This window comes from Alcaligenes sp. CHO6 (assembly GCF_037120595.1).
Lineage (GTDB): Bacteria > Pseudomonadota > Gammaproteobacteria > Burkholderiales > Burkholderiaceae_B > Alcaligenes > Alcaligenes ammonioxydans.
Genome location: NZ_JBANCI010000001.1, coordinates 1,232,883 through 1,253,811, shown reverse-complemented (window position 1 = coordinate 1,253,811; position 20,929 = coordinate 1,232,883). Strand labels below are relative to the sequence as shown.

24 protein-coding genes are annotated in these 20,929 nt (G+C 54.2%); 18 read left to right on the top strand and 6 right to left on the bottom strand.

What is annotated here, in order from left to right; genetic code table 11:
* The first annotated feature begins 70 nt into the window (after window positions 1-70).
* Genes V6936_RS05885 through V6936_RS05875 form a run of 3 tightly spaced genes read left to right on the top strand, consistent with a single transcriptional unit; the run spans window position 71 to window position 2,234 of the window.
* Window positions 71-805, top strand: a complete 735-nt coding sequence (locus V6936_RS05885; protein WP_003800450.1) for an amino acid ABC transporter permease — start codon at window positions 71-73, stop codon at window positions 803-805.
* On the top strand, window positions 805-1,503 hold the full coding sequence (locus V6936_RS05880; RefSeq protein WP_003800448.1) for an amino acid ABC transporter permease: 699 nt from the start codon (window positions 805-807) through the stop codon (window positions 1,501-1,503). The genes V6936_RS05885 and V6936_RS05880 overlap by 1 nt, the downstream gene beginning before the upstream one ends.
* On the top strand, window positions 1,500-2,234 hold the full coding sequence (locus tag V6936_RS05875; protein ID WP_240208741.1) for an amino acid ABC transporter ATP-binding protein: 735 nt from the start codon (window positions 1,500-1,502) through the stop codon (window positions 2,232-2,234). Before V6936_RS05880 ends, V6936_RS05875 begins: the two co-directional genes overlap by 4 nt.
* 187 nt (window positions 2,235-2,421) lie before the next feature.
* Here the strand turns inward: V6936_RS05875 and V6936_RS05870 are convergent, their stop codons facing one another.
* Window positions 2,422-2,694 carry a hypothetical protein gene (locus V6936_RS05870; RefSeq protein WP_003800445.1) on the bottom strand — a complete coding sequence of 91 codons (273 nt, stop codon included), beginning with the start codon at window positions 2,692-2,694 and terminating at the stop codon, window positions 2,422-2,424.
* Between the two features lie 215 nt (window positions 2,695-2,909).
* Here V6936_RS05870 and V6936_RS05865 point away from each other — a divergent pair, with 215 nt between their 5' ends.
* A complete protein-coding gene (locus tag V6936_RS05865; protein ID WP_059317693.1) occupies window positions 2,910-3,506 on the top strand; it encodes an HD domain-containing protein in 597 nt (198 codons plus the stop codon).
* Between the two features lie 54 nt (window positions 3,507-3,560).
* Here the strand turns inward: V6936_RS05865 and V6936_RS05860 are convergent, their stop codons facing one another.
* On the bottom strand, window positions 3,561-5,264 hold the full coding sequence (locus V6936_RS05860; RefSeq protein ID WP_131071673.1) for a sigma-54-dependent Fis family transcriptional regulator: 1,704 nt from the start codon (window positions 5,262-5,264) through the stop codon (window positions 3,561-3,563).
* A gap of 351 nt (window positions 5,265-5,615) precedes the next feature.
* Here V6936_RS05860 and V6936_RS05855 point away from each other — a divergent pair, with 351 nt between their 5' ends.
* The 6 genes from V6936_RS05855 (at window position 5,616) to V6936_RS05830 (ending at window position 10,221) form a co-directional block, all read left to right on the top strand.
* Window positions 5,616-5,888, top strand: coding sequence for a phenol hydroxylase subunit (locus tag V6936_RS05855; RefSeq protein ID WP_131071674.1), 273 nt, complete (start codon window positions 5,616-5,618; stop codon window positions 5,886-5,888).
* Window positions 5,889-5,911: 23 nt separating this feature from the next.
* Entirely contained in the window at window positions 5,912-6,919 is a 1,008-nt protein-coding gene (locus V6936_RS05850; RefSeq protein WP_336579564.1) for an aromatic/alkene monooxygenase hydroxylase subunit beta, read from the top strand.
* Window positions 6,919-7,191, top strand: a complete 273-nt coding sequence (locus V6936_RS05845) for an MmoB/DmpM family protein (RefSeq protein WP_003800437.1) — start codon at window positions 6,919-6,921, stop codon at window positions 7,189-7,191. The genes V6936_RS05850 and V6936_RS05845 overlap by 1 nt, the downstream gene beginning before the upstream one ends.
* An 18-nt stretch (window positions 7,192-7,209) precedes the next feature.
* Window positions 7,210-8,715: an aromatic/alkene/methane monooxygenase hydroxylase/oxygenase subunit alpha gene (locus tag V6936_RS05840; RefSeq protein ID WP_003800435.1), complete on the top strand. Its 1,506-nt coding sequence runs from the start codon at window positions 7,210-7,212 to the stop codon at window positions 8,713-8,715.
* Window positions 8,716-8,781: 66 nt separating this feature from the next.
* Window positions 8,782-9,144 carry a phenol hydroxylase subunit P4 gene (locus tag V6936_RS05835; protein ID WP_336579563.1) on the top strand — a complete coding sequence of 121 codons (363 nt, stop codon included), beginning with the start codon at window positions 8,782-8,784 and terminating at the stop codon, window positions 9,142-9,144.
* 15 nt (window positions 9,145-9,159) lie between these two features.
* A complete protein-coding gene (locus V6936_RS05830; RefSeq protein ID WP_003800431.1) occupies window positions 9,160-10,221 on the top strand; it encodes an NADH:ubiquinone reductase (Na(+)-transporting) subunit F in 1,062 nt (353 codons plus the stop codon).
* Window positions 10,222-10,237: 16 nt separating this feature from the next.
* Here the strand turns inward: V6936_RS05830 and V6936_RS05825 are convergent, their stop codons facing one another.
* The 3 genes from V6936_RS05825 to V6936_RS05815 form a co-directional block, all read right to left on the bottom strand.
* Window positions 10,238-10,579: an SRPBCC family protein gene (locus V6936_RS05825; protein WP_219235975.1), complete on the bottom strand. Its 342-nt coding sequence runs from the start codon at window positions 10,577-10,579 to the stop codon at window positions 10,238-10,240.
* Between the two features lie 193 nt (window positions 10,580-10,772).
* Window positions 10,773-11,180: a PaaI family thioesterase gene (locus V6936_RS05820; RefSeq protein WP_003800427.1), complete on the bottom strand. Its 408-nt coding sequence runs from the start codon at window positions 11,178-11,180 to the stop codon at window positions 10,773-10,775.
* Window positions 11,181-11,437: 257 nt separating this feature from the next.
* Complete coding sequence (locus tag V6936_RS05815) at window positions 11,438-12,370, bottom strand: LysR family transcriptional regulator (protein ID WP_003800426.1); 933 nt, start codon at window positions 12,368-12,370, stop codon at window positions 11,438-11,440.
* 449 nt (window positions 12,371-12,819) lie between these two features.
* Here V6936_RS05815 and V6936_RS05810 point away from each other — a divergent pair, with 449 nt between their 5' ends.
* From V6936_RS05810 to V6936_RS05780, 7 genes are all read left to right on the top strand, one after another.
* The gene (locus V6936_RS05810) at window positions 12,820-14,172 is read left to right on the top strand and encodes a Rieske 2Fe-2S domain-containing protein (protein WP_336579562.1); all 1,353 of its coding nucleotides are present in this window, start codon (window positions 12,820-12,822) and stop codon (window positions 14,170-14,172) included.
* A 3-nt stretch (window positions 14,173-14,175) separates the two neighbouring features.
* The gene (benB, locus tag V6936_RS05805) at window positions 14,176-14,664 is read left to right on the top strand and encodes a benzoate 1,2-dioxygenase small subunit (RefSeq protein WP_131071677.1); all 489 of its coding nucleotides are present in this window, start codon (window positions 14,176-14,178) and stop codon (window positions 14,662-14,664) included.
* A gap of 13 nt (window positions 14,665-14,677) precedes the next feature.
* Entirely contained in the window at window positions 14,678-15,691 is a 1,014-nt protein-coding gene (gene benC, locus V6936_RS05800) for a benzoate 1,2-dioxygenase electron transfer component BenC (RefSeq protein ID WP_059317688.1), read from the top strand.
* 59 nt (window positions 15,692-15,750) lie between these two features.
* On the top strand, window positions 15,751-16,521 hold the full coding sequence (locus V6936_RS05795) for a 1,6-dihydroxycyclohexa-2,4-diene-1-carboxylate dehydrogenase (RefSeq protein ID WP_003800416.1): 771 nt from the start codon (window positions 15,751-15,753) through the stop codon (window positions 16,519-16,521).
* A gap of 70 nt (window positions 16,522-16,591) precedes the next feature.
* Entirely contained in the window at window positions 16,592-17,926 is a 1,335-nt protein-coding gene (locus V6936_RS05790; RefSeq protein ID WP_003800414.1) for an MFS transporter, read from the top strand.
* A gap of 214 nt (window positions 17,927-18,140) precedes the next feature.
* Entirely contained in the window at window positions 18,141-18,761 is a 621-nt protein-coding gene (locus V6936_RS05785; RefSeq protein ID WP_003800412.1) for a LysE family translocator, read from the top strand.
* 744 nt (window positions 18,762-19,505) lie between these two features.
* Window positions 19,506-19,814 (top strand): hypothetical protein, encoded by a 309-nt coding sequence (locus V6936_RS05780; RefSeq protein ID WP_131071681.1) that lies wholly within the window; start codon window positions 19,506-19,508, stop codon window positions 19,812-19,814.
* 373 nt (window positions 19,815-20,187) lie between these two features.
* Here the strand turns inward: V6936_RS05780 and V6936_RS05775 are convergent, their stop codons facing one another.
* A complete protein-coding gene (locus tag V6936_RS05775) occupies window positions 20,188-20,517 on the bottom strand; it encodes a DHCW motif cupin fold protein (RefSeq protein ID WP_003800408.1) in 330 nt (109 codons plus the stop codon).
* A 171-nt stretch (window positions 20,518-20,688) separates the two neighbouring features.
* On the opposite strand from V6936_RS05775, the gene V6936_RS05770 reads away from it, so the two are divergent.
* On the top strand, window positions 20,689-20,868 hold the full coding sequence (locus V6936_RS05770; protein WP_336579561.1) for a hypothetical protein: 180 nt from the start codon (window positions 20,689-20,691) through the stop codon (window positions 20,866-20,868).
* Window positions 20,869-20,929 lie beyond the last annotated feature (61 nt).

Sequence of the window (20,929 nt, the reverse complement as noted above, 5' to 3'; positions counted from 1 at the left end):
TTCAGGCTGGCCTTTTCCTGTTTGTGTTTTTAACAGCGGGATCGGTTGATCCTGCTTTTTGGTGTTTGCTATGCCGTCTTCTGATTTCTGGCTGGCACCCCACTATGTGGGCTGGTTGCTGCAAGGGTTCTGGGTCACGATTCAGCTCTCTTTAATCGTTTCCTTCGCTGCAACTGTTTTGGGTTTTTTGGTGTGTATTGCCAGGCTCTCGTCATTTGCCTGGCTGGCCTGGCCGGTGCGTGCCTACCTTAGCCTGTTCCGTAATACGCCCTTGTTGGTGCAACTGTTCTTCTGGTATTTCGGTGCCTCCGCGCTGATGCCCCCGGAGCTGGTTCAATGGCTGAACACCCAGCATGTCTTGCAACTGGTTTTGTTCGATGTGCAGTGGCCCAGTTTTGAGATGTTGGCCGCCTTTGTGGGGCTGACGCTCTACACCACAGCGTTTGTTGCGGAAGAGTTTCGCTCCGGCGTGCGCGCGGTGCGCAAGGGGCAATGGGCCGCTGCGGCCTCCCTGGGCATGTCATCCATGCAGGTCTGGCGCTATGTGGTGATGCCGCAAGCCTTGCGCAATACCTTTCCTTCGCTGATCGGGCAGTACATGAATGTCATCAAGAACACCTCGCTGACCATGGCCATTGGTTTGGCAGAGCTGTCTTATGCCTCCCGTCAGGTGGAAACCGAAACCTTCAAGACCTTCCAGTCCTTTGGGATTGCCACGCTGTTGTATGTCTTGCTGGTCATGCTGGTTGAGGTGGGTGGGCAATGGTTGCAACGCCATCGTCTGCAAGTGCGAGGTGGGCTGTAATGAACTTCGATGTAATCCATGAGAACCTCCTGTACTTCCTGGTGGGGGCGTATCCGCACGGCCCTTTAGGAGGGGCAGCCCTGACGCTCTTGTTAAGCGTGCTCTCGGCAAGCCTGTCTGCCATTTTGGGTTTGGTGTTCGGAGTGGCGTTGGTGTTGACGCGTGGTGTGGCGCATACCGCTTTGCTGCTGTTTCTGGGCTTTTTTCGCGCCGTGCCCGTGATCATGCTGATTTTCTGGGTGTATTTTTTGCTGCCCATTCTGTTCAAGGTGGATGTGCCGGGTTTGTTTACCGTGGTCTGCGCCTTGTCCTTGATTGGCGGTGCGTATCTGGCGCACTCGGTGTATGCGGGCATCAGCAGCTTGCCGGCGGGGCAATGGCAAGCGGGCAAGGCCCTGGGGCTGAAAACTGCCCAAATCATGACGTCCATCATTCTGCCGCAAGCTTTGCCGGTAATGCTGCCTTCTTTTATTAATCAGTGGGTTGCCTTGATCAAGGATACGTCGCTGGCCTATGTCATTGGCGTAGCGGAATTGTCTTTCGTGGCCACTCAGGTCAGTAACCGGGTCATGGTGCACCCCACTGAAATCTTCTTGTTTGTCGGGTTGATGTACTACGTGATTTGCGCAACGCTGGAGTTGATCGCGAACCGGGTGGCCCGACGTTATGACAAACATCTGCGACTGGATGGCAAATGATCCGTATCGATAGTGTTTCCAAGTGGTATGGCACATTTCAGGTGCTCAAGGACTGTACGGCCAAGGTGGACCGGCAGGAAGTCGTGGTGGTGTGCGGGCCTTCGGGCTCTGGCAAGTCCACCTTGTTGAAAACCGTCAATGGTCTGGAACCGTTTCAGCAGGGCGCGATTGTTGTGGATGGGATTTCCGTCGGTGACCCGGCAACGAATCTGCCAGACTTGCGCAGCCGGGTCGGGATGGTGTTTCAGAACTTTGAGCTTTTTCCGCATTTGAGTGTCATGGCCAATCTGACCTTGGCGCAGCGTAAAGTGCTGGGCAGGGATCGTGATGAAGCGAACGAGCGGGCCTTGCTGTATCTGGATCGGGTGGGCCTGAAAGCGCTGGCCGATCGTTATCCGGCCAGTTTGTCGGGCGGGCAGCAACAGCGTGTCGCGATTGCGCGGGCGCTGTGCATGGACCCGGTCTGCATGCTGTTTGACGAGCCCACCTCCGCATTGGACCCGGAGATGGTCAATGAGGTGCTGGACGTGATGGTCAGCTTGGCGCAGGAGGGCATGACCATGATGTGCGTCACCCATGAGATGGGCTTTGCCCGCAAGGTAGCCGATCGGATGGTTTTCATGGATCAGGGCCAGATTCTGGAGGACGTGCCCACGGGTGTGTTCTTTGGTGATTTGGCAGGTCGGCCACAGCGAGTGCAAACCTTTTTGTCCAAGGAACTGCGCTTGTAGCTGGTTGTGGTGCACGGCAGCCAGTTGCTTGATTGCCGAGCCGTGCCGAGCCCAGAGTCCGTCACCAAAAAAAAGCCCGCCTGTGGAAAAATGGGCGGGCTTTTTTACGGGCGAACAAACCAGGCTTGGTGAAACAGGGCGAATGACATGCGTGCCCGGCCTGGAGTGGATCGCGATGTACTCAGAACTACTGAGCGGCGGTGTCAAACGATTGCAGTAGGGATTCTGAGGCCAGTACGGCGCGGCGTGCCTGTTCATGCTGATCATGCAGGGCCAGATAACGTGCTTCGGCTTCGTCGCCTCGCGCTACATCCCCTTTGTAGGAATGCTCTACGTAGTTTGCGTACCAGATGGACTCGGCTACGGTCATACCGACAAACACTTCATTGTTGTCCTGATCGTTCGTCAGGGCTCGGATACCCGATAAATACGCCCGTTCACGGGGCTGAAATTCCAACATAAGACTCCTTAGATAAGCCTCCATTGTAGTAGGTAGAGGAAATCAGGCTAGATCTCGTGCAATCCGCTCGACCAAAGCAAGGAATGAGGCCCTTTGTTGAGGAAACGAGCATTGGCGATTTGTTATGACGGAGCAACGATAGACTCTTTGTTTTGTTGCCCCGCAGCCTGCCTTATAGTGACCGCTTCCTGGCCACGAACTCAGCGTTAACTTATATGGATAGACAGAAACTCGAATCACGCCTGGCTTTTCTCGAAGAGGCGGAACGGCTCAAGAGTGTATTGCGTAGTGGACATACGTCGACCGGGCGCCCTGAGAGCACGGCGGAGCACTCCTGGCGCTTGTGCTTGATGGCCATGCTGTTTCAGGATGAGCTCGGTGATCTGGATATGCTTAAAGTCTTGAAAATCTGTCTGGTCCACGATTTGGGCGAGGCCTTGCACGGTGATATTTCCGCCATTGAAAAAGATCAGCATCCTGATAAGAGCGAGCAGGAGCGTGCGGATATGGCTTATCTGACCTGCCACCTGGATGCGACGGCCCAGGCCGGCATTCTGGGCTTGTGGGAAGAGTACGAAAATGCCAGTTCAGCCGAAGCACGTATGGTGAAGGCACTGGACAAGCTGGAAACGATTTTGCAACACACACAGGGGCGCAATCCGCAGGACTTTGATTACGGCTTCAACCTGACTTACGGTGAGAAATACACGGCTATAAGGCCGTTTCTGGCCCGCTTACGCCAGATTCTTGACGAGAAAACCCGTGCTCGCATGGATGAGCGGGCAGGGGATGCGGACAAGGCTGGTGCATAAACGTCAATGAGCGCTCACACAGGGCCCGAGCCTTGTAAAAAGGCACTGGACTCGTCAAGCGGGCATCGTCACTTTTTTCAAGCGATAGGCCAATGCAGGCCGGGTCAATCCCAGTCTGCGGGCAGCTTCCGATATATTTCCGTTTGTCCTTTTCAGGGTCAGTTGAATGATCTGTTCCTCCAGCTCGTCCAGATTGAAGGGCGTTTCCAGCAAACTCTCCAGATACTGCGTCTGATTCGCGCTCAGACAGGATTCCTTGGCCATAAAGCCTTGCGTATTCAAACTGCTCAGATACTGCAAGGCACTTTTTTGCTGGGGGAACAGGTGGTGGGTTTCGATTTCGTGGTTGTGCTCGGTCAGGATGACACCACGCTCGATCATGTTTTCGAATTCGCGGATATTGCCCGGCCAGTCGTACTGCATCAGCAGTTCCCGGCTGCGGTCGCTCACTCCCAGCACGTGCTTTTTGTACATGCTGGAGTATTTGTTCAGGAAATATTCGGTCAGCAGCGGGATGTCTTCTTTGCGCTCACGCAGCGGCGGAATGTGGATGGGAAAGACATTCAGGCGGTAGTACAAGTCGGCGCGAAAACTGCCTTTTTGAACCGCCTCGGCCAAATCCTCGTTGGTTGCTGCCACTACACGCACGTCGATGTGACGGGTATTTTCATCCCCGACGCGCTCTAGCTCCTGTTCCTGCAGGACCCGGAGCAGGGCAGCTTGAGACCTTGGTGACAGTTCCACAATCTCGTCCAGAAACAGGGTGCCGCCTTGAGCGCGTTCGAAGCGGCCTGGGCGGGACTTGTGGGCGCCCGTGTAGGCCCCTTTTTCCACACCAAACAGCTCTGACTCAATCAGTTCTGGCGGGATGGAGGCACAGTTCACGGCGATGAAGGGCTGATCAGCCCGGTCGCTGGCCGCGTGCAGGCCGCGTGCGAAGGCTTCTTTCCCCACGCCGGTTTCTCCCAGCAGCAGCACGGAGACTTTGCTTTGCGCCGCTTTCTCCAGCAAATGGCAGGCGGCCTGGTAAGCCGCCGACTGGCCGATGGAGTTGGGCAAGGTGAAGTGGGCACTGGAGCGTTTGAACTCCTGCTCACGTAACTTCACCAGCTCGCATCGCAAGGCAAACAATTCGTCCTGAACCGGGTCGGGCAGCATGAAGCGGTCAATTTCGGGGTCGTCATGCTCCCATTCTTCGGCGGGTTTGCCTACGATTTTGCAGTGACTGTGGCCCATGGCCGCGCATTGGGTTTCTTTGTAGATGATGCTCTTGCCCATATAAAAGCTGGTGTAGCCGCTCGCATAGCCGAGCAGGCTCCAACAGACGGGCTCGCTGGACTGGCCGTGCTCTTTCTGGTGATTGCTGACTTCATAGGAGTCAAACCAGTCAAATTCGCCGTAATACTGGCCAGCATCGCGGTCAAAGGTCAGGGCGGTAGGTACCACTTTGACCATGCCGCGAATGGTGTGCATTTGCGGCCCCGCCAGAAAGGTCTCTTTCAGCGACAGGTCCGGGCGCACTTTCTGGGACACCTCAGCATCTTTCATGCCCGCGTGGTAGCCAAAGCGCATCAGAAAGTATTTGGCGCGCTCGCTGCCTAAAGAGGCAATCAGCTCTTTGCGCAACTGACCAAAACCGCTGGCGTGCAGCAAGAGCATGCGTTGCTCGCTAAACCAGATTTTTCCCTCACGAGCGTCAAAGCGAATGGCGTCGATCAGGTCCTGACTTAATGGCAGGGTGAGTTCAGTAGCCCCCATGGCAGTCTCCATCTTGTGTTTTTTTATTGTGTTTTTGGGTTTTCTAAAACCAGTATGCCGCCTGTCTTTCTAGTGACTCAAGGAAAACCGAATAGTGTCCAGAGTACGGATAAAACCGTTTTTTCTAAGGTTTTACCCTAACTCAGCATTTGGTGAAAACGGCGCTAAGCACTTGATCAAATGATCAATTTTCCTGCTGCGGACCCGTCTCAGGCCGCATTCCTTCTCGGCTGGTTTTCCTCTATCTCTTTAATCCTAAAGGGTTAAATCCTTCAAATTTGAAGTTGGCACGGCGTTTGCTATGAACAGGCTGTGGACACTCATGCAACCGTTTGATCAGGAGGAGAACCGATGGCAGACACGAGCTTGCCCACCTTGACGAAGTATGTACGCGTACGCAGTCCCGCCAATGCCCGTTTTGTGGAGTTTGATTTTGCGATTGGCCAGCCGGACCTGTTTGTGGAGCTGGTCATGCCCCCGGCGGCATTTGAGCAGTTTTGCCTGCAAAACAATGTCCAGCCCATGAGCGATGAGCAAATGCGGGTCAATGACGAGAACGAGGAAAAATGGCGTTTTGGTTATGACACTTTGGTCGGTAACAGTCGTCAGGCTGAAGCCCAGTAGGTTTTATTCAGGAGAACAAGAGGATGACATTAGAAATTAAAACGGCCAGTTTGCAGCCGGTGCGGCAAACCTTCGCCAACGTGGCCCGCCGCTTTGGCGAAAAACCGGCCACGCGCTACCAGGAAGCCACCTACGACGCCCAGGCGACGGCCAACTTCCATTACCGGCCTCTGTGGATGCCGAACAAGACCCTGAACGACCCCACACACACCGCCATTCAAATGAAAGACTGGTATGTGTTCCGTGACCCGCGTCAGTTCTATTACGGGGCGTATGTTCAGAACCGTGCCCGCATGCAGGAGTCGGCGGAAACCAATTACGGTTTTTTTGAAAAGCGCGAGCTGGCTCAGTATCTGAGCGAGGACGTCAAAGCCAAGGTCACCCGCTTGCTGCTGCCTGTGCGTCACATTGAGCAAACTGCCAACCTGAACTTCATGTCGGGCTCGGCCTACGGGTATGGCACCACCATTACCCAAGCCTGTCTCTATGCCGGGATGGATTCGCTGGGTATGGCGCAATACGTCTCCCGTATGGGGCTGCTGATCGATGGCAATAGTGCCGATTCCCTGAGCCAAGCCAAAGAGGCCTGGATGCAGGATGCGGCCTGGCAAGGTCTGCGCGCCTTGTGCGAGAAAACGTTGGTCCAGAAAGACTGGTTTGAACTGCTGCTGGTGCAGTCCCTGCTGGTCAATAGCGTGGTGCATCAGGGGGTGTATCAAGCTCTGGTGGCGGATCTGGCCAAGGAAGGCGGCCGCGATCTGGATATGCTGCTGGAGTTCATGTTGGAGTGCCATAAAGACCTGTCCAATTGGAGCGATAGCGTCTTCAAGATTGCCGTTGCCGAAAGCGAGGAAAACAAGCAGCAACTCCAAACCTGGCTCAATCAGTGGCTGCCTCAAGTACACGCCGCCTTCATGCCATACCTTAAGGCGGCCTTTGCCGAGCAGGCTGATCAGGTCTGGGAACAGGCGCAGGAAACCATTGCCAAACGCGTCACGAAAGCAGGCCTGAGCCTGGGTGGAGAAGCCTGATGACATCCAAGGTTTATATCGGCCTGCAAGACAACGACATGTCGCGCTACATCGTCGAGGCCATCGAGGAAGACAACCCGGACGCGACGGTGATTTATCAGCCAGCCATGATCCGTATTGAGTGTGTGGGTCAGTTGACCGTCAAGCGCGAGACCGTGGAAGAAAAGTATGGGCAGCAATGGGACATGCAGGAGCTGCATCTGAATCTGATCACCTTGGGTGGCAACGTGGATGAAGATGAAGACCGCTTGTTTTTGCACTGGAACAGCTAAATCGGAAAAGGGGGCAATATGGCCACGAAAAAACTAAATATCAAAGACAAATATCGTTATCTGACTCGTGATCTGGACTGGGAATTCAGCTACCAGGATCGCAAGGACGCCTTCCCCTATGAGGAGTTCGAAGGTATCAAGATTACGGATTGGTCCAAATGGGAAGATCCGTTCCGTCTGACCATGGACGCGTATTGGAAGTACCAGGCCGAAAAAGAAAAGAAGCTGTATGCCATTTTTGATGCTTTTGCGCAGAACAATGGCCAGATGAATATTTCCGATCCGCGTTACCTGAACGCGATCAAGGTGTTCCTGACGGCAGTGACCCCGCTGGAATACCAGGCTTACCAGGGCTATTCCCATGTGGGCCGTCAGTTCAGCGGCATCGGCGCCCGTATTGCGTGCCAGATGCAGTCGATTGATGAACTGCGTCACGTCCAGACGCAGGTCCACGCCATGAGCCATTACAACAAGTTTTTCAATGGCTTTCAGGACTGGAGCCATATGCATGACCGGGTCTGGTACCTGTCCGTGCCCAAGTCCTTCTTTGAAGATGCCCGCTCGGCCGGACCCTTCGAGTTTTTGCTGGCGATCAGCTTCTCCTTTGAGTACGTGCTGACCAACCTGCTGTTTGTGCCTTTTATGTCGGGCGCAGCCTATAACGGCGATATGGCGACGGTGACCTTCGGTTTCAGCTCGCAGTCTGACGAAGCTCGACACATGACGCTGGGGCTGGAAGTGATCAAGTTCTTGCTGGAACAGCACGAGGACAACGTGCCTATCGTTCAGCAGTGGATTGATAAATGGTTCTGGCGTGGCACCCGCCTGCTCTCCGTGGTGGCCATGATGATGGACTACATGTTGCCCAACAAGGTCATGTCCTGGAAAGAAGCGTGGGAAGTGTATTTTGAACAGGCCGGCGGTGCTCTGTTCAAGGACCTGGCCCGTTACGGCATTCGCATGCCCAAGTACAGCGACGTGATCGAGAAAGAAAAAGAGCACATTTCGCATCAGGCCTGGTGGATTTTTTACAACTTCGGTCACGCGGCCGGTTTTCACACCTGGATTCCCAGCGACGAGGAGCTGGATTGGTTAAGTGCCAAGTATCCCGACACCTTCGACAAGTATTACCGCCCGCGTTGGGAGATGGCCAAGAAGATGGAAGCAGAAGGCAAGCGTTTTTACTCCAGCGGTCTGCCACAGCTGTGCCAGGTGTGTCAGGTGCCCATGACCTTTACCGACATGGAAAAACCGGACGAGATTACCTATCGACAAAGCCTTTATCAGGGTGAGCGTTACCACACTTGCTCGGACGGTTGCCGCGATATTTTCGAGCACGAGCCTGAAAAGTACATCCAGGCCTGGCTGCCGGTGAACCAGATCCTGCAAGGCGGCTGCGGTGGCCCCGAGCTCGAGAAGATCCTGAGCGATTACTACCGGCTGAACGTGGGTGTCGACAATATGGACTTCAAGGGCTCGGTGGATGAAACGCGCTGGAATGAATGGAAAGGAGTGACGGCCTAGTCACGCGAGAAAAAAGGCAGCGCTCCCGGTGGGTGCTGCCACTACCTATAAAAATTGGAGATCAATATGGCAGTTACTGCGATTACCCCGGATTATCAAGGCTACGCGCGCGACCAGCGCTCCCACTATGGCGACAGCATGTTGCTGTACATCGGCTGGGATGAGCATCTGTTGTTCTGCTCGGCCAAGGCCTTTCTGGTTCAAGCTGACATGACCGTGTCGCAACTGACCCAGCAACTGATGCCCGCTGGCTTTGCCCAGCACCCTGACTTCGAGCAGATCGAATGGAGCAAGGTGCAATGGAATCTGAATGGTCAGGCGGTGGACCTCAAGCCTGATGGCACTCTGGGTGAACAAGGCTTCGATCACAAATCCTTGTTGCGTTTCAAAACCCCGGGCCTGAATGGCTACAAGGGCACGGGCGTATAAGAGGCGGAGGCAGCAATGACGTATCAGGTAACCGTAGAACCCACAGGTGATGTGGTCGAGGTGGAAGACGGACAAACCTTGTTGGACGCTGCGTTGCGACAAGGGGTTTGGTTGCCTTTTGCCTGTGGACATGGCACATGTGGCACCTGCAAGGTGCAGGTTCTGGAAGGCTATGCGGACGCAGGGGATGCGTCCAGTTTTGCCCTGATGGATTCGGAGCGCGATGAAGGCAAGTTGCTGGCCTGTTGCTGTCTGCCCGAATCCGATATGGTCATCGAGGCCGATATTGATGTAGACCCGGATTTTCAGGGGCTGCCCGTGGAGGACTATCAGGGCAAGGTCGTCCTGATTGAAGACTTGTCGCCCACCATCAAGCATATCCGTCTGGAATTGGATCGCCCGATGGCGTTCCAGGCCGGGCAGTACATCAACCTGCATGTGCCGTCCATCGACAGCACCCGTGCTTTCTCGATTGCGAATCCGCCGTCCATGAGCGGCATCGTTGATTTGCATGTGCGCAAGGTGGAAGGGGGAGCCGGCACCACCTGGCTGCACGAGGAGCTGCAAGTGGGACAGAGCCTGGATGTGTCTGGCCCCTACGGGCAGTTCTTTGTGCGCAAGTCCGATCCGCAAGGCGCGATCTTCATTGCCGGAGGCTCGGGGCTGTCCAGTCCCGAGTCCATGATTATGGACTTGCTGGAGCAGGGCGATACCCGCCCGATTTACCTGTTCCAGGGAGCGCGCAATAAAGCCGAGCTGTATCACGCCGATTACTTCTATCAGCTAGCTGAAAAGCATGACAATTTTCACTACATTCCGGCCTTGAATGCCCCCTTGCCGGAAGATGCCTGGGAAGGGTTTGTAGGCTTTGTACACGAGGCAGTGGGGCAGTTCTTTGAGCAACGCTGTTCAGGCAACAAAGCCTATTTGTGTGGCCCGCCACCCATGATCGAAGCGGCGATCTCCACCTTGATGCAAAGCCGCCTTTTTGAGCGTGACATTCACATGGAGCAGTTTCTGACAGCGGCAGATGGGGCGAGCGGCAAGGTGCGCTCGGCCTTGTTCAAGCGTATTTAAGGGCGGGGGATTTCCATCAGTCGGGCCCTTTGGCAATGAAAGGACCCGACTGGTGCGCCATGATCGCATTTTCAATAGTTTGTTGAAATATGGCGAGCAGCCCCTCTTCGAGCTCTAGTGTGTGCATGGGATTGCCTCCCTGTACCCAACCCCGCTGCAGGCCTTCCACGCCTTCGGCTCTGGCGAAATCCTCGCCATCGAATACGACATCACTCGTATAACTGAAGCGTTTTTCCAATGCCTTGATACCTGCTTCTCCATGAAATTGGGTTGGTCGATACAGCATTTCATGTGTCCAGATTGTTCGATTCGGTGCCTCAGGACAGAACAGATTAATGGCCACGTAATCTGGGCGCATAATAAAAAAGCGTGCGAGAAAAGAGAGTAGTAAAGCGATGCAAAATCCAGAATACGTCGCTGGTCCGCCTGCACAGGCACTGTTTTCTGAAAGTTGCTTCGCGCCGTATTATCTGTCCCTTTATACCGGGCTATCGCTGTTCGCCGAGTCCTAGTATGAAGCCAAGCTTTTTGGGGGAGTCAGTTCAAGGGGTTTAAGTGGCCGGAACCACGGTTCCCTGTGCCAGCGCGCATAGTTTTTGGGACTCGCCATCAATGGCGTAAACCTCGCATTGGCAAACGGCCAAGCGCTTTCCTGTGCTACGTGCTTGCGCCTGGGCGACCAAACGAGTGCCAATCGCTGGCCGGATGTAATTGATTTTAAATTCTACGGTTAACGCGTTTCCGCCCAGTGCAAGCCCCCCAGCAAAAGTGATGGCATTGTCCGCCAGGTAACTGATCGCGCCACCATGAACAAATCCATGTTGCTGTTTGTGATGATCCTGAACAGCGAGTGCCAGTTCGGCGCTGTCGTGAGAGCATGTCACCAGCTCCGCGCCGATGAATTGGCTAAAGGGTTGTGATTGAAATATTTTTAACGCAAATGCTTTTATATCGTCCATTGATAAGCACCTTTGCCGAAAACACGGCGTTAGGTTTTTCGCAGTGTTTTTGAGAGAAGTTTTTATTTATTATGTTAGCAAGATGATAAACCGGGATATTCAGTCGAAAACCGTAATTTTTTTTCTTGAAACTGTATTACGGTTTTATGCCAATTTTTCAAAATTCATTTATCTTTCATTTTGAACGACGCCCTATATTATTTAAACTAAATAATATAGGGCGATAATATGGCATCTATTGGAAATCGTCGCGCTATTCAGGCAGGACCGTTGCTTAAAGCACTGTGCCCTGGAATGAGCCAGGGCGGTTTTTCTGCATACATCTCTTCGATAAACGCATGCATCTGGGCTATATACCAGGAGTTGTCGTTTTTTCTGTGGCTGAAAATAATGGGCGAGGTCACTTTCTCGTCGTCAATCAGCCGGTAAACCAGATCGCTGCGTATCTGAGCGGCCGAGGGAATCAGACACAAACCCACGCCCCCGGCAACCAGTCCCATTGCGGTTTGCAGCTCCTTCACCTCATGTACTTCAGTGGGGAAAATAGCATTGTCATGCAGGATATTGAGCACATGATCGGCAAAGCTGGGGCGCGGCGATTTGGGATAAACGATGAAGGCGTGATCGGCAATGACCTGTAAAGACACGGGGCCCCGATCCCTGGCCAGTTCAATGGTGGGCGGGATGGCCAGAACCAGACGTTCTTCACGCAAAACGGTACGACATACGGCGCTGTCGTGAATGCGCACGCGGCCAAAAGCCACATCAATGCGCCCGGCACGCAAGGCGGCTATCTGCTGGCTGGAGGTGAGCTCCAGAAAGTGAAAACGAATGTCGGGGTAGGCGTGACGGAACTTCTGGATCAGGATAGGCAAGCCGCCGTACAAGGTGGAGGCCACAAAGCCAATCGACAGTTGCGGGCGTTGGTTCAGCCCGACTTCGGTGGTTGCGGTCTTCATGGCTTCCACCCGATTGAGCAGTTGGAGCGACTGCTCGTAGAAGATTCGGCCGGCCTCGGTCAGTTGTAAGGGTCGGCTTTCTCGTGAGAGCAGCAGGACATTAAGCTCCTGTTCCAGTAACTGGATCTGCCGGCTCAGTGCGGGCTGAGCGATGTGCAGTTGTTCGGCAGCGCGTGTGAAATTGCGTGCTTTGGCGACCGCAACAAAGTAGCGGATTTGTTTCAAGTCCATATGCTTTGCCTGTGGCCCAGATCCAAAAAACCCGATTCAATATATCACCTATCTCGACCATCCAAGCTTCAAGCTTATGCTCCTATACGTCTAGGGTTAACGATAGGTTTTGGTGTTGGTGATATATAGGCTATTGATTTTAATAATAAAAAAACAAACTATCGAATTTTGATATAGAGCGGAAACGATATGGTATTGGAAGCCTGAGTCCACCCGGACTGTAATGAAAGTCATGCAGAACAGCCCTTGGTGTCAATTTAGCGGGCTGAGCATCAGCCGCCCGACAGCGTTCCAGTCGGGTGTGAAACAGGCTCGGTGCAGACTCACTTGCACGCTGTCATGAGCCTGCCGGATTTCGATCCGGCGCGATTTCTCTTTTTATCACGCGTGCTTGCTATGTCCCTCGGGGCATGGGCAGGGACGGCTGCAACTCTCATAAAGGCCACATCATGTCAGTCCTTATGGATAAAACCAAAGATATCAGACACTTGCTGGATACTGCCCTGGAAGAAAACAAAGAATCCGGCGTGTACCGCTGTCGTCGTGACATCTTCACGAACCCTGATTTGTTCGAGCTGGAGATGAAACATATTTTTGAAGGTAATTGGGTCTATCTGGCCCATGAAAGTCAGTTGCCCGAGGTCAATGACTACTTCACGACTTATATCGGACGCCAACCTGTGTTTCTGACACGCGGCAAAGATGGCGGACTGAATGCGTTCATCAATGCCTGCGCGCATCGTGGGGCCATGCTGTGCCGTCGCAAGCACGGCAACAAGGGCAGTTTTACCTGTCCTTTTCATGGCTGGACTTTCAATAACAGCGGCAAGCTGCTCAAGGTGAAAGATGAGAAAAGCACCCAGTATCCCGAGCAGTTCAATAGCAATGGCTCCCATGACCTGACGCGGGTGGCGCGTTTTGAGAACTATCGCGGTTTTCTGTTCGGCAGCCTGAATCCCGATGTGGTGTCTCTGGATGACTATCTGGGTGAAACCAAAGTCATTATCGACCAGATCGTGGACCAGGCCCCGGAGGGGCTGGAAGTGCTGCGCGGCAACTCTTCCTACATGTACGACGGCAACTGGAAGCTGCAGATGGAAAACGGCGCTGACGGCTATCACGTGAGCAGCGTGCACTGGAACTACGCAGCCACGATGGGTCGTCGCAAAGAGGGTGGGACGCAAGCGGTGGATGCGAATGGCTGGAGCAAAAGCCTGGGCGGTGTGTATGGCTTTGATTACGGCCATATTCTGCTGTGGACCAAGACCATGAATCCAACCGTGCGTCCGGTCTATGAGCATCGCGAGGAACTGAAACAGCGTTTGGGCGAGAAACGAGCCGAACTCATCGTCAACCAGACACGTAATCTGTGTGTATACCCGAACGTATACCTGATGGACCAGTTCTCCACTCAGATTCGGGTAACGCGCCCGATCAGCGTGGACAAGACAGAGGTCACGATCTATTGCTTTGCTCCCAAAGGCGAGAGTGCCGAGCAGCGTGCGATCCGTATCCGTCAATACGAGGACTTTTTTAACGTGTCGGGCATGGGAACGGCGGACGATCTGGAAGAGTTCCGCGCCTGTCAGGAGGGCTATGCCGGTTTGGCAGCCCCCTGGAATGATTTGAGCCGAGGCGCTCCCTTGTGGGTGGAAGGGCCGGATGATAATGCCACCGCCATGGGCATGAAGCCCTTGATCAGCGGTGGGCGTAGTGAGGATGAAGGCTTATTTGTCTGCCAGCACGAGTACTGGGCCAAGACCATGAGCCAGGCGTTGCAAGCAGAAAACGGGGAGGTCTAAGCCATGAACGCAAGCTATCACTCTATTTGCACTTTCCTGTATCGCGAAGCCCGCTTGCTGGATGATCGCCAGTGGGATGAATGGCTGGAATGCTATAGCCCCAACGCCCAGTACTGGATGCCTTGCTGGGATGATGATGATCAATTGATCGAAGACCCGCATAGCGAGATTTCCTTGATCTTTTATCCCAACCGCAACGGTCTGGAAGATCGGGTGTTCCGCATCAAGACCGAGCGTTCTGGCGCCTCCACGCCCGAGCCACGTACTGCTCACATGCTGAGCAATATTGAGATTCTGGCCGAGCGCGACGGGCAGGTGGACGTTCGCTATAACTTTTTAACGCTGAACCATCGCTATCGCGTGACAGATCAGTTCTTTGGCACGATTTACCTGACCTTGTCGCCTCAGGAGCAGGGCTGGGTGATCGAGCAAAAGAAGGTAGTGCTCAAGAATGACTACATCCGTCAAGTGATTGATGTGTATCACATTTAAAGCGGGGAACGTCGTGAATAGCTATCGTATTGCGCTGAATTTTGAGGACGGCGTCACCCGTTTTGTGGACTGTGGTGAACACGAAAAAGTACTGGATGCCGCGTATCGCCATCAGATCAATCTGCCTATGGATTGTTCGGACGGAGTGTGTGGCACTTGTAAATGTCAGGCCGAAAGTGGTCAGTATGATCAGGGCGACGACTATATCGAAGATGCCCTGACGCAGGAAGAAGCGGACAAAGGTTTGGTGCTGACTTGCCAGATGATTCCCAAATCAGACTGCGTGATTACCGTGCCGATTTCATCGGGTGTGTGCAAGACCGCCGTGGCCAAGTGGCAGGGGCAGGTATCGGAATGCCGTCAGTATGAGGACGCGGCTTACGAGCTGAAGATTGATGCGGCCGACAAAGCCTTGCCTTTCCTGCCTGGGCAGTACGTGAATATCACGGTGCCCGGCGGGCAGGCGCATCGCTCCTATTCCTTCAGCTCTGCGCCGGGCGAGTCGCGTTTGAGCTTCTTGATCAAGCAGGTTCCGGGTGGCCTGATGAGTTCCTGGCTGGCTGCACAGCCGCTAGGACAGCAGGTAGAAATGACTGGTCCTTTAGGCAGTTTTTATCTGCGGCAGGTAACTCGTCCCTTGCTGTTTCTGGCCGGCGGAACGGGCCTGGCGCCGTTTTTATCCATGCTTGAAGCATTGGTCCGGCAAGGCTGTACGCAGCCTGTGCATCTGGTCTATGGCGTCACCCGTGATCAGGATCTGGTGATGCTGGCAGAGCTGGAGTCCTATACCCAGCGATTGCCGGGATTCAGTTACACCACCTGCGTGGTGGACCCGAAATCCCGCCACGAGCGCAAAGGCTACGTTACCCAGCATTTGGATTTGGCGCATTGGCATGAGGGGCAGGTGGATGTTTACCTGTGCGGGCCGCCGCCCATGGTGGACGCAGTCAGCCAGTTCATTGATGCGCAAGCCCATGCTCCCGCGAATTTTTACTACGAAAAATTCATTACCAGCCAAGCAATGTAGGCAGGCAGCGCCTCCTTTGCGGGGCGTCCTGTGCTGCTTGACCCTTACAAGGAAAAATCATGACTGCGCCTGCGCGTTTTTATCAAAAAGTGGCCATTGTGACGGGTGCGGCCCAAGGTATTGGCCGTCGCGTTGCCGAGCGCCTGCAGGCCGAAGGGGCCTGGGTGCTGGCAGTCGATCGTTCGGAGCTGGTGCGGGAACTGGCCTGCGAGTCGGTCTTGACGCTGGAAGCGGATCTGGAAAGCGTTGAAGGTGCTCAGGCCGCGGCCCGGGCGGCGCTGGATAAGTGGGGGCGTATTGATATTTTGATCAATAACGTCGGAGGAACGATCTGGACGCGTCCTTATGAGCATTACACACCCGGGCAGATTGAAGCCGAGATCCGTCGCTCCCTGTTTCCAACGCTGTGGTCCTGTCATGCCGTTTTACCCAGCATGCAAGCGCAGGGTAGCGGGGCCATTGTGAATGTGTCCTCGATTGCCACCCGCAGCATCAACCGCGTGCCTTATGCCGCAGCCAAAGGCGGGGTCAATGCCTTGACCGCCTCATTGGCTTTTGAGAATGCCCAGCGCGGCATTCGGGTCAATGCCGTCTCGCCCGGTGGGACCGAGGCACCGCCACGGCGCATTCCCCGCAATACCCAGAATCACGAAGATCCTCAAGAAGCGATCTGGTATCAGCAGATTGTGGATCAGACCGTAGCGAGCAGTTTGATGAAGCGTTACGGCAGCCTGGATGAGCAGGCTGCCAGCATTTTGTTTTTGGCCTCGGACGAGGCTTCGTACATTACCGGCACTGTCTTGCCAGTAGGAGGTGGCGACCAGGGCTGATCAAGCGATGCGTGCGGCTTGTAGAGCGAATGGCATCAAGACAGAAACTCCATATTGGGGGAGACAAATCATGAAAACAATAGAAGTGAATGAAGTCATTGAGCAGGCCCGTTTTGGATCTTATCACTGGCTGGTGATGAGCCTGTGTGCGTTGCTGCTGGTGTTTGATGGCTATGACCTGTTCATTTATGGCGTGGTCTTGCCGGTGCTGATGGACGAGTGGAATCTGACTCCGGTACAGGCTGGTGCCTTGGGCAGCTACGCCTTGTTTGGCATGATGTTCGGCGCGTTTGTGTTCGGGCCCCTGGCTGATCGGATTGGCCGCAAAAAGGGGGTCACCCTTTGCTTTACCTTGTTCAGTCTGGCCACATTTTTCAATGGTTTTGCATCCTCACCGACCGAGTTTGGTGTGTATCGCTTTCTGGCTGGCTTGGGCTGCGGGGGCTTGATGCCCAATGCCGTGGCCTTGATGAATGAGTATTCGCCCAAGCGGTCGCGCAGCACTTTGGTGGCGATCATGTTCAGTGGCTATTCATTGGGTGGCCTTTTGTCGGCGGCGATCGGCATCTATATGCTGCCGCGCTTTGGCTGGCAGTCCATGTTTTTCTGTGCGGCCATACCGTTGTTGCTGCTGCCTTTGATTGTCTGGAAACTGCCCGAGTCTCTGGCGTTTCTGATGCGCCAGGGACAAGAAGACAAGGCACGGGCGATTGTGCAGAAACTGGCGCCGGAAATGGAGGTGTCAAAGCAGACAGTGTTGACCTTGAATGAGCCGAAAAAAGCGGGCGTGCCTATGCTGGATCTGCTCAAAGATGGGCGTTTGCTGGGCACCTTGATGATCTGGCTAGCGTTTTTCTGCTGTTTGCTGATGGTTTATGCACTGGGTTCCTGGTTGCCTAAACTGATGGCCAATGCCGGTTACAGCCTGGGCTCCAGCCTGTCTTTCTTGGTGGCGCTGAATCTGGGGGGGATGTTCGGTGCCATTTTGGGCGGCTGGCTGGGAGATCGGTTCAGCTTGCCCAAGGTGGTGGCATGGTTCTTTCTGGTGTCAGCGGTCTCAATTACGCTGCTGGGTTTCAAAAGCCCGACTTTGCTCCTGTATTTGCTGATCGTGATCGCCGGGGCGACGACGATAGGCACGCAAATTCTGCTGTATGCGAATGCGGCGCAATTCTACCCGCTGTCCATGCGTTCCACGGGTCTGGGCTGGGCGTCGGGAGTGGGGCGTCTGGGTGCGATTGCAGGACCTTTTCTGGGGGGGACTCTGATGGCAGCCAACTTGCCCTTGCAAATGAATTTTATGGCTTTTGCGGTACCGGGCGTTCTTGCCATGCTGGCCTTTCTCGTGTTTTTGGCCTCGTTGCGCAGTAGTTCGCGGCTAGCCATGAATGCCGTAGCAGGTTAGTTCTGAGGGTTTGCCAGGCCGTTCCTAAAACGGCCTTCCTGGTCGCTATCGGCTGGCAGCCTGTTGGATTGGGGGAGCTTCGTTATACTTACTTGTGCTAACAGGTCCTCTTTCAAGGGGGCGCCGGTATCAGGTTTGAACCCGTCTTTGTCAGTCCACCAATGCCAGCACTTCCGAAGGAAGTGCTGGCATTGTCTATGGAGTCCGTCCCATCATGAATGCCAGTAGTGTCTTGCTGTTTCTGCCCGCCTGCTTTGCCTTGAACATGGCTTTTGGGCCCAATAATCTCTTGTCCATGACCGTGGGTGCCAAGCAGGGGGTGTCTACGGCCCTGGTCGCGGCTATGGGACGCCTGCTTGCTTTCGCGATCATGATTGTGGTGGCAGCGCTGGGGATGGGAAGCTTGCTGATGGTCTCTGAAACGGCGTTTACCGTCGTCAAGTTTGTCGGCGCGGCCTACCTCATCTGGCTGGGCATCAAGCTTTTGCGTGCCAATGGCAGGGCATCCACAGAGCAGCTAGAGCTGGGCAAAACGGATATCCGGGGGCTGGCACGTCAGGAGTTTTTGGTGGCGATTGGCAACCCTAAGGCAATCCTGATCTTTACGGCCTTTTTTCCACAGTTTGTGGACATGAATAATTACTGGACCAGTTTTATGATTCAGGGCGTGATTTTCTTGTTGCTGGAGGTGATTGCGATCGCCGCCTACGCGTATGTGGGTACGCGGCTGTCCGGGGTGCTGCAGCATGCGCAGGGGCTGCGTTGGGTGAATCGTATCAGTGGCAGCATGATGATTGGCTTTGGTTTGATCCTTGCCATGGCCAGACGTTCATAACATCTGCGTTGAGCTTGGCCAAGAAAGCGCTCGCACGAGCGCTTTTTTCCTTTTTACATCCTTATCCCTACGCTCCTGTTTTTTTTGACTGTTTTTGGTTTGCAGAGAAAATATGCAAACAAACAGACTGACAGGGCAACGCGCGGCCCCTGTTTTTTCCTGGATGTGCATTGATGCAGGGAAAACACTAGGTAGTATGAAAGACGCTTGCGATTTGGTTTCTTTTTGATAGGATGAAAACTCGTTCTACGCTTTCACTATTAACCAAGCAGCAGGAGGTGAGGATGAACGATATACCGATGAACTGGCCCGGTGATTTTCCGAATAAACACGATTCACTATAAACACTCATTAAAAACGGAGTCTTTTGCCCGCCAGGCCGCCTTTGGGCGGCTTTTTTTATGCATGCTGTTATTTTGCATAAAGATCATTTTATCTGCTGTGGCTATTTTCGAGTTGTTTTCTGGGCTTCTATGGATCGCGCTTTAATGCGTTTTATTTCAAGCAATGGTTGGGTCTCCGTATTTATCAGTAATCACCGTTGCAGTGTCTGAGTGGAAACAGCGGCCTCAGCTCATCCCCTCGGTCATCGACGAACCGGTGCCTGTCACCTGGGCCAGTAGCAAAGGCATTAAACAGCTCAGGCATCTCTGTGCGGCCATTAACTTGTAAGATAGCGCCTGAGGGAATGGACCAAGGCGTTTGGCCCTGGTTTGTTAAGCGTGGATGTGGGCAAAGGGTGTAATGAATAATTCAAATCGGGCCTATATGAGCGATCTGCTTAGTGTCGCTTCCTGGATGACCGGCCTGGGAGCGGCTTTTGTGGGGTTTGTTTACTTGCTGTCCTTTCCCTGGGATTGGGTCGTACCGGCCGCGATTGGTCTGGAAGTGGTCTTGTTGGTCATCGCCATAAGAATGGAGTTTTCAGCCAGACAAGTGAGTGGAGCCGCGGGCTGGGCAACGTTTGGATTCGTGTTCGGACACATCTGGATATTTGCGGCGGCACTGGTTCTGCGAGGCATCGTGTTGCTGGGGCAATGGGCGTTGGCTTAAGTCAGGCCGTCCCAGCCTTGGGTTGCTCGCCCGCATGTTCCCACAAGGCAGTCATCAATTCAGCCTGGCGGTCAGGTCGGCGAGGAAGGCAAACATCGGCCCCGGTCTAGCCTACGTTCGCGATGGGCGCGTTGGTAAACCAGCGCCCAAGGCAGGCTGCCAATACCCGTTGCGGTTTCCCTGATATCTGTCATCAGACTCGTGGTGACAAAAACTTTTTTACCGGGATTGAAGTGGGGCTAGAACGGGCCTACGATCAGCGTACCCCCATGTCGCTGATGCCCTGCATCAAGATGTCCGGCAGAACAGCGGCCAATACGATCGGCACACTGGCGGTCATCTCGCAGTCCTCCACCGTCGCGAGTAACAGGCCTTAATCCACAATGTAGAGTTTGGCGCCTGTCTGGGTGGAGGAACGATGTGGCTCGGCATTATCAGCCACATGGTAGGACTGCCCCGCCCTTAACGTGAAGCGGCGCCCGTCTTGCAGCTCGGTGTCCAATTCGCCCTCCAGACACAGCAGCATATGGCCTTTGACACACCAGTGATCGGCCAGGTAACCGGGGCTGTATTCCACCATGCGTACACGAATGGGGCCAAACTGCTGGGTACGCCACAGGGCCATGCCGGTTTCGCCTTTGTGCTCTGTAGGGTTAATGTCGGACCAGTTGACGGTGCAAAAAGGTAAGTTCTGAATATCCATGTGTGTGGCTCCTTAAAGAGGAATGAGGTTCATACTAGGCCTGTTCGAAAGATTTGGTTTGCTCCCTTACGAATTTTGCCTGATACGGACGATTTCAATTTAGAAATTTGCTGATGTCACAAGTGCAGGGAGGCGAGGAATACTCGCGCTTAACAAGGGCACGACACGCTTTTGACGATTTTCAGCAGCCTGGGGCAGAAAAACTATCAGCTGGCGGGCAAAGCAGACGAGCGTTGCGTCTTGGTTTATACCAATCGCAGCGCCACGCCTTATGAAATCATCACCAGGGTAGATGGTCTGGATGTTTTGTCGGGCAAGCCGGGCAGCCGCAGCTCTAAGGCTGATCTCTAGCAGGCTGGGACCGTCTTGCGGATCGTGCGCCTTCCGTCCCTTCGTCAACAGAGCCGTCAGT

Coding starts and splice junctions, on each gene's coding strand:
- V6936_RS05885 (WP_003800450.1), top strand. CDS start 71: ATGCCGTCTTCTGATTTCTGGCTGGCACCCCACTATGTGGGCTGGTTG.
- V6936_RS05880 (WP_003800448.1), top strand. CDS start 805: ATGAACTTCGATGTAATCCATGAGAACCTCCTGTACTTCCTGGTGGGG.
- V6936_RS05875 (WP_240208741.1), top strand. CDS start 1,500: ATGATCCGTATCGATAGTGTTTCCAAGTGGTATGGCACATTTCAGGTG.
- V6936_RS05870 (WP_003800445.1), bottom strand. CDS start 2,694: ATGTTGGAATTTCAGCCCCGTGAACGGGCGTATTTATCGGGTATCCGA.
- V6936_RS05865 (WP_059317693.1), top strand. CDS start 2,910: ATGGATAGACAGAAACTCGAATCACGCCTGGCTTTTCTCGAAGAGGCG.
- V6936_RS05860 (WP_131071673.1), bottom strand. CDS start 5,264: ATGGGGGCTACTGAACTCACCCTGCCATTAAGTCAGGACCTGATCGAC.
- V6936_RS05855 (WP_131071674.1), top strand. CDS start 5,616: ATGGCAGACACGAGCTTGCCCACCTTGACGAAGTATGTACGCGTACGC.
- V6936_RS05850 (WP_336579564.1), top strand. CDS start 5,912: ATGACATTAGAAATTAAAACGGCCAGTTTGCAGCCGGTGCGGCAAACC.
- V6936_RS05845 (WP_003800437.1), top strand. CDS start 6,919: ATGACATCCAAGGTTTATATCGGCCTGCAAGACAACGACATGTCGCGC.
- V6936_RS05840 (WP_003800435.1), top strand. CDS start 7,210: ATGGCCACGAAAAAACTAAATATCAAAGACAAATATCGTTATCTGACT.
- V6936_RS05835 (WP_336579563.1), top strand. CDS start 8,782: ATGGCAGTTACTGCGATTACCCCGGATTATCAAGGCTACGCGCGCGAC.
- V6936_RS05830 (WP_003800431.1), top strand. CDS start 9,160: ATGACGTATCAGGTAACCGTAGAACCCACAGGTGATGTGGTCGAGGTG.
- V6936_RS05825 (WP_219235975.1), bottom strand. CDS start 10,579: ATGCGCCCAGATTACGTGGCCATTAATCTGTTCTGTCCTGAGGCACCG.
- V6936_RS05820 (WP_003800427.1), bottom strand. CDS start 11,180: ATGGACGATATAAAAGCATTTGCGTTAAAAATATTTCAATCACAACCC.
- V6936_RS05815 (WP_003800426.1), bottom strand. CDS start 12,370: ATGGACTTGAAACAAATCCGCTACTTTGTTGCGGTCGCCAAAGCACGC.
- V6936_RS05810 (WP_336579562.1), top strand. CDS start 12,820: ATGTCAGTCCTTATGGATAAAACCAAAGATATCAGACACTTGCTGGAT.
- benB (WP_131071677.1), top strand. CDS start 14,176: ATGAACGCAAGCTATCACTCTATTTGCACTTTCCTGTATCGCGAAGCC.
- V6936_RS05795 (WP_003800416.1), top strand. CDS start 15,751: ATGACTGCGCCTGCGCGTTTTTATCAAAAAGTGGCCATTGTGACGGGT.
- V6936_RS05790 (WP_003800414.1), top strand. CDS start 16,592: ATGAAAACAATAGAAGTGAATGAAGTCATTGAGCAGGCCCGTTTTGGA.
- V6936_RS05785 (WP_003800412.1), top strand. CDS start 18,141: ATGAATGCCAGTAGTGTCTTGCTGTTTCTGCCCGCCTGCTTTGCCTTG.
- V6936_RS05780 (WP_131071681.1), top strand. CDS start 19,506: ATGAATAATTCAAATCGGGCCTATATGAGCGATCTGCTTAGTGTCGCT.
- V6936_RS05775 (WP_003800408.1), bottom strand. CDS start 20,517: ATGGATATTCAGAACTTACCTTTTTGCACCGTCAACTGGTCCGACATT.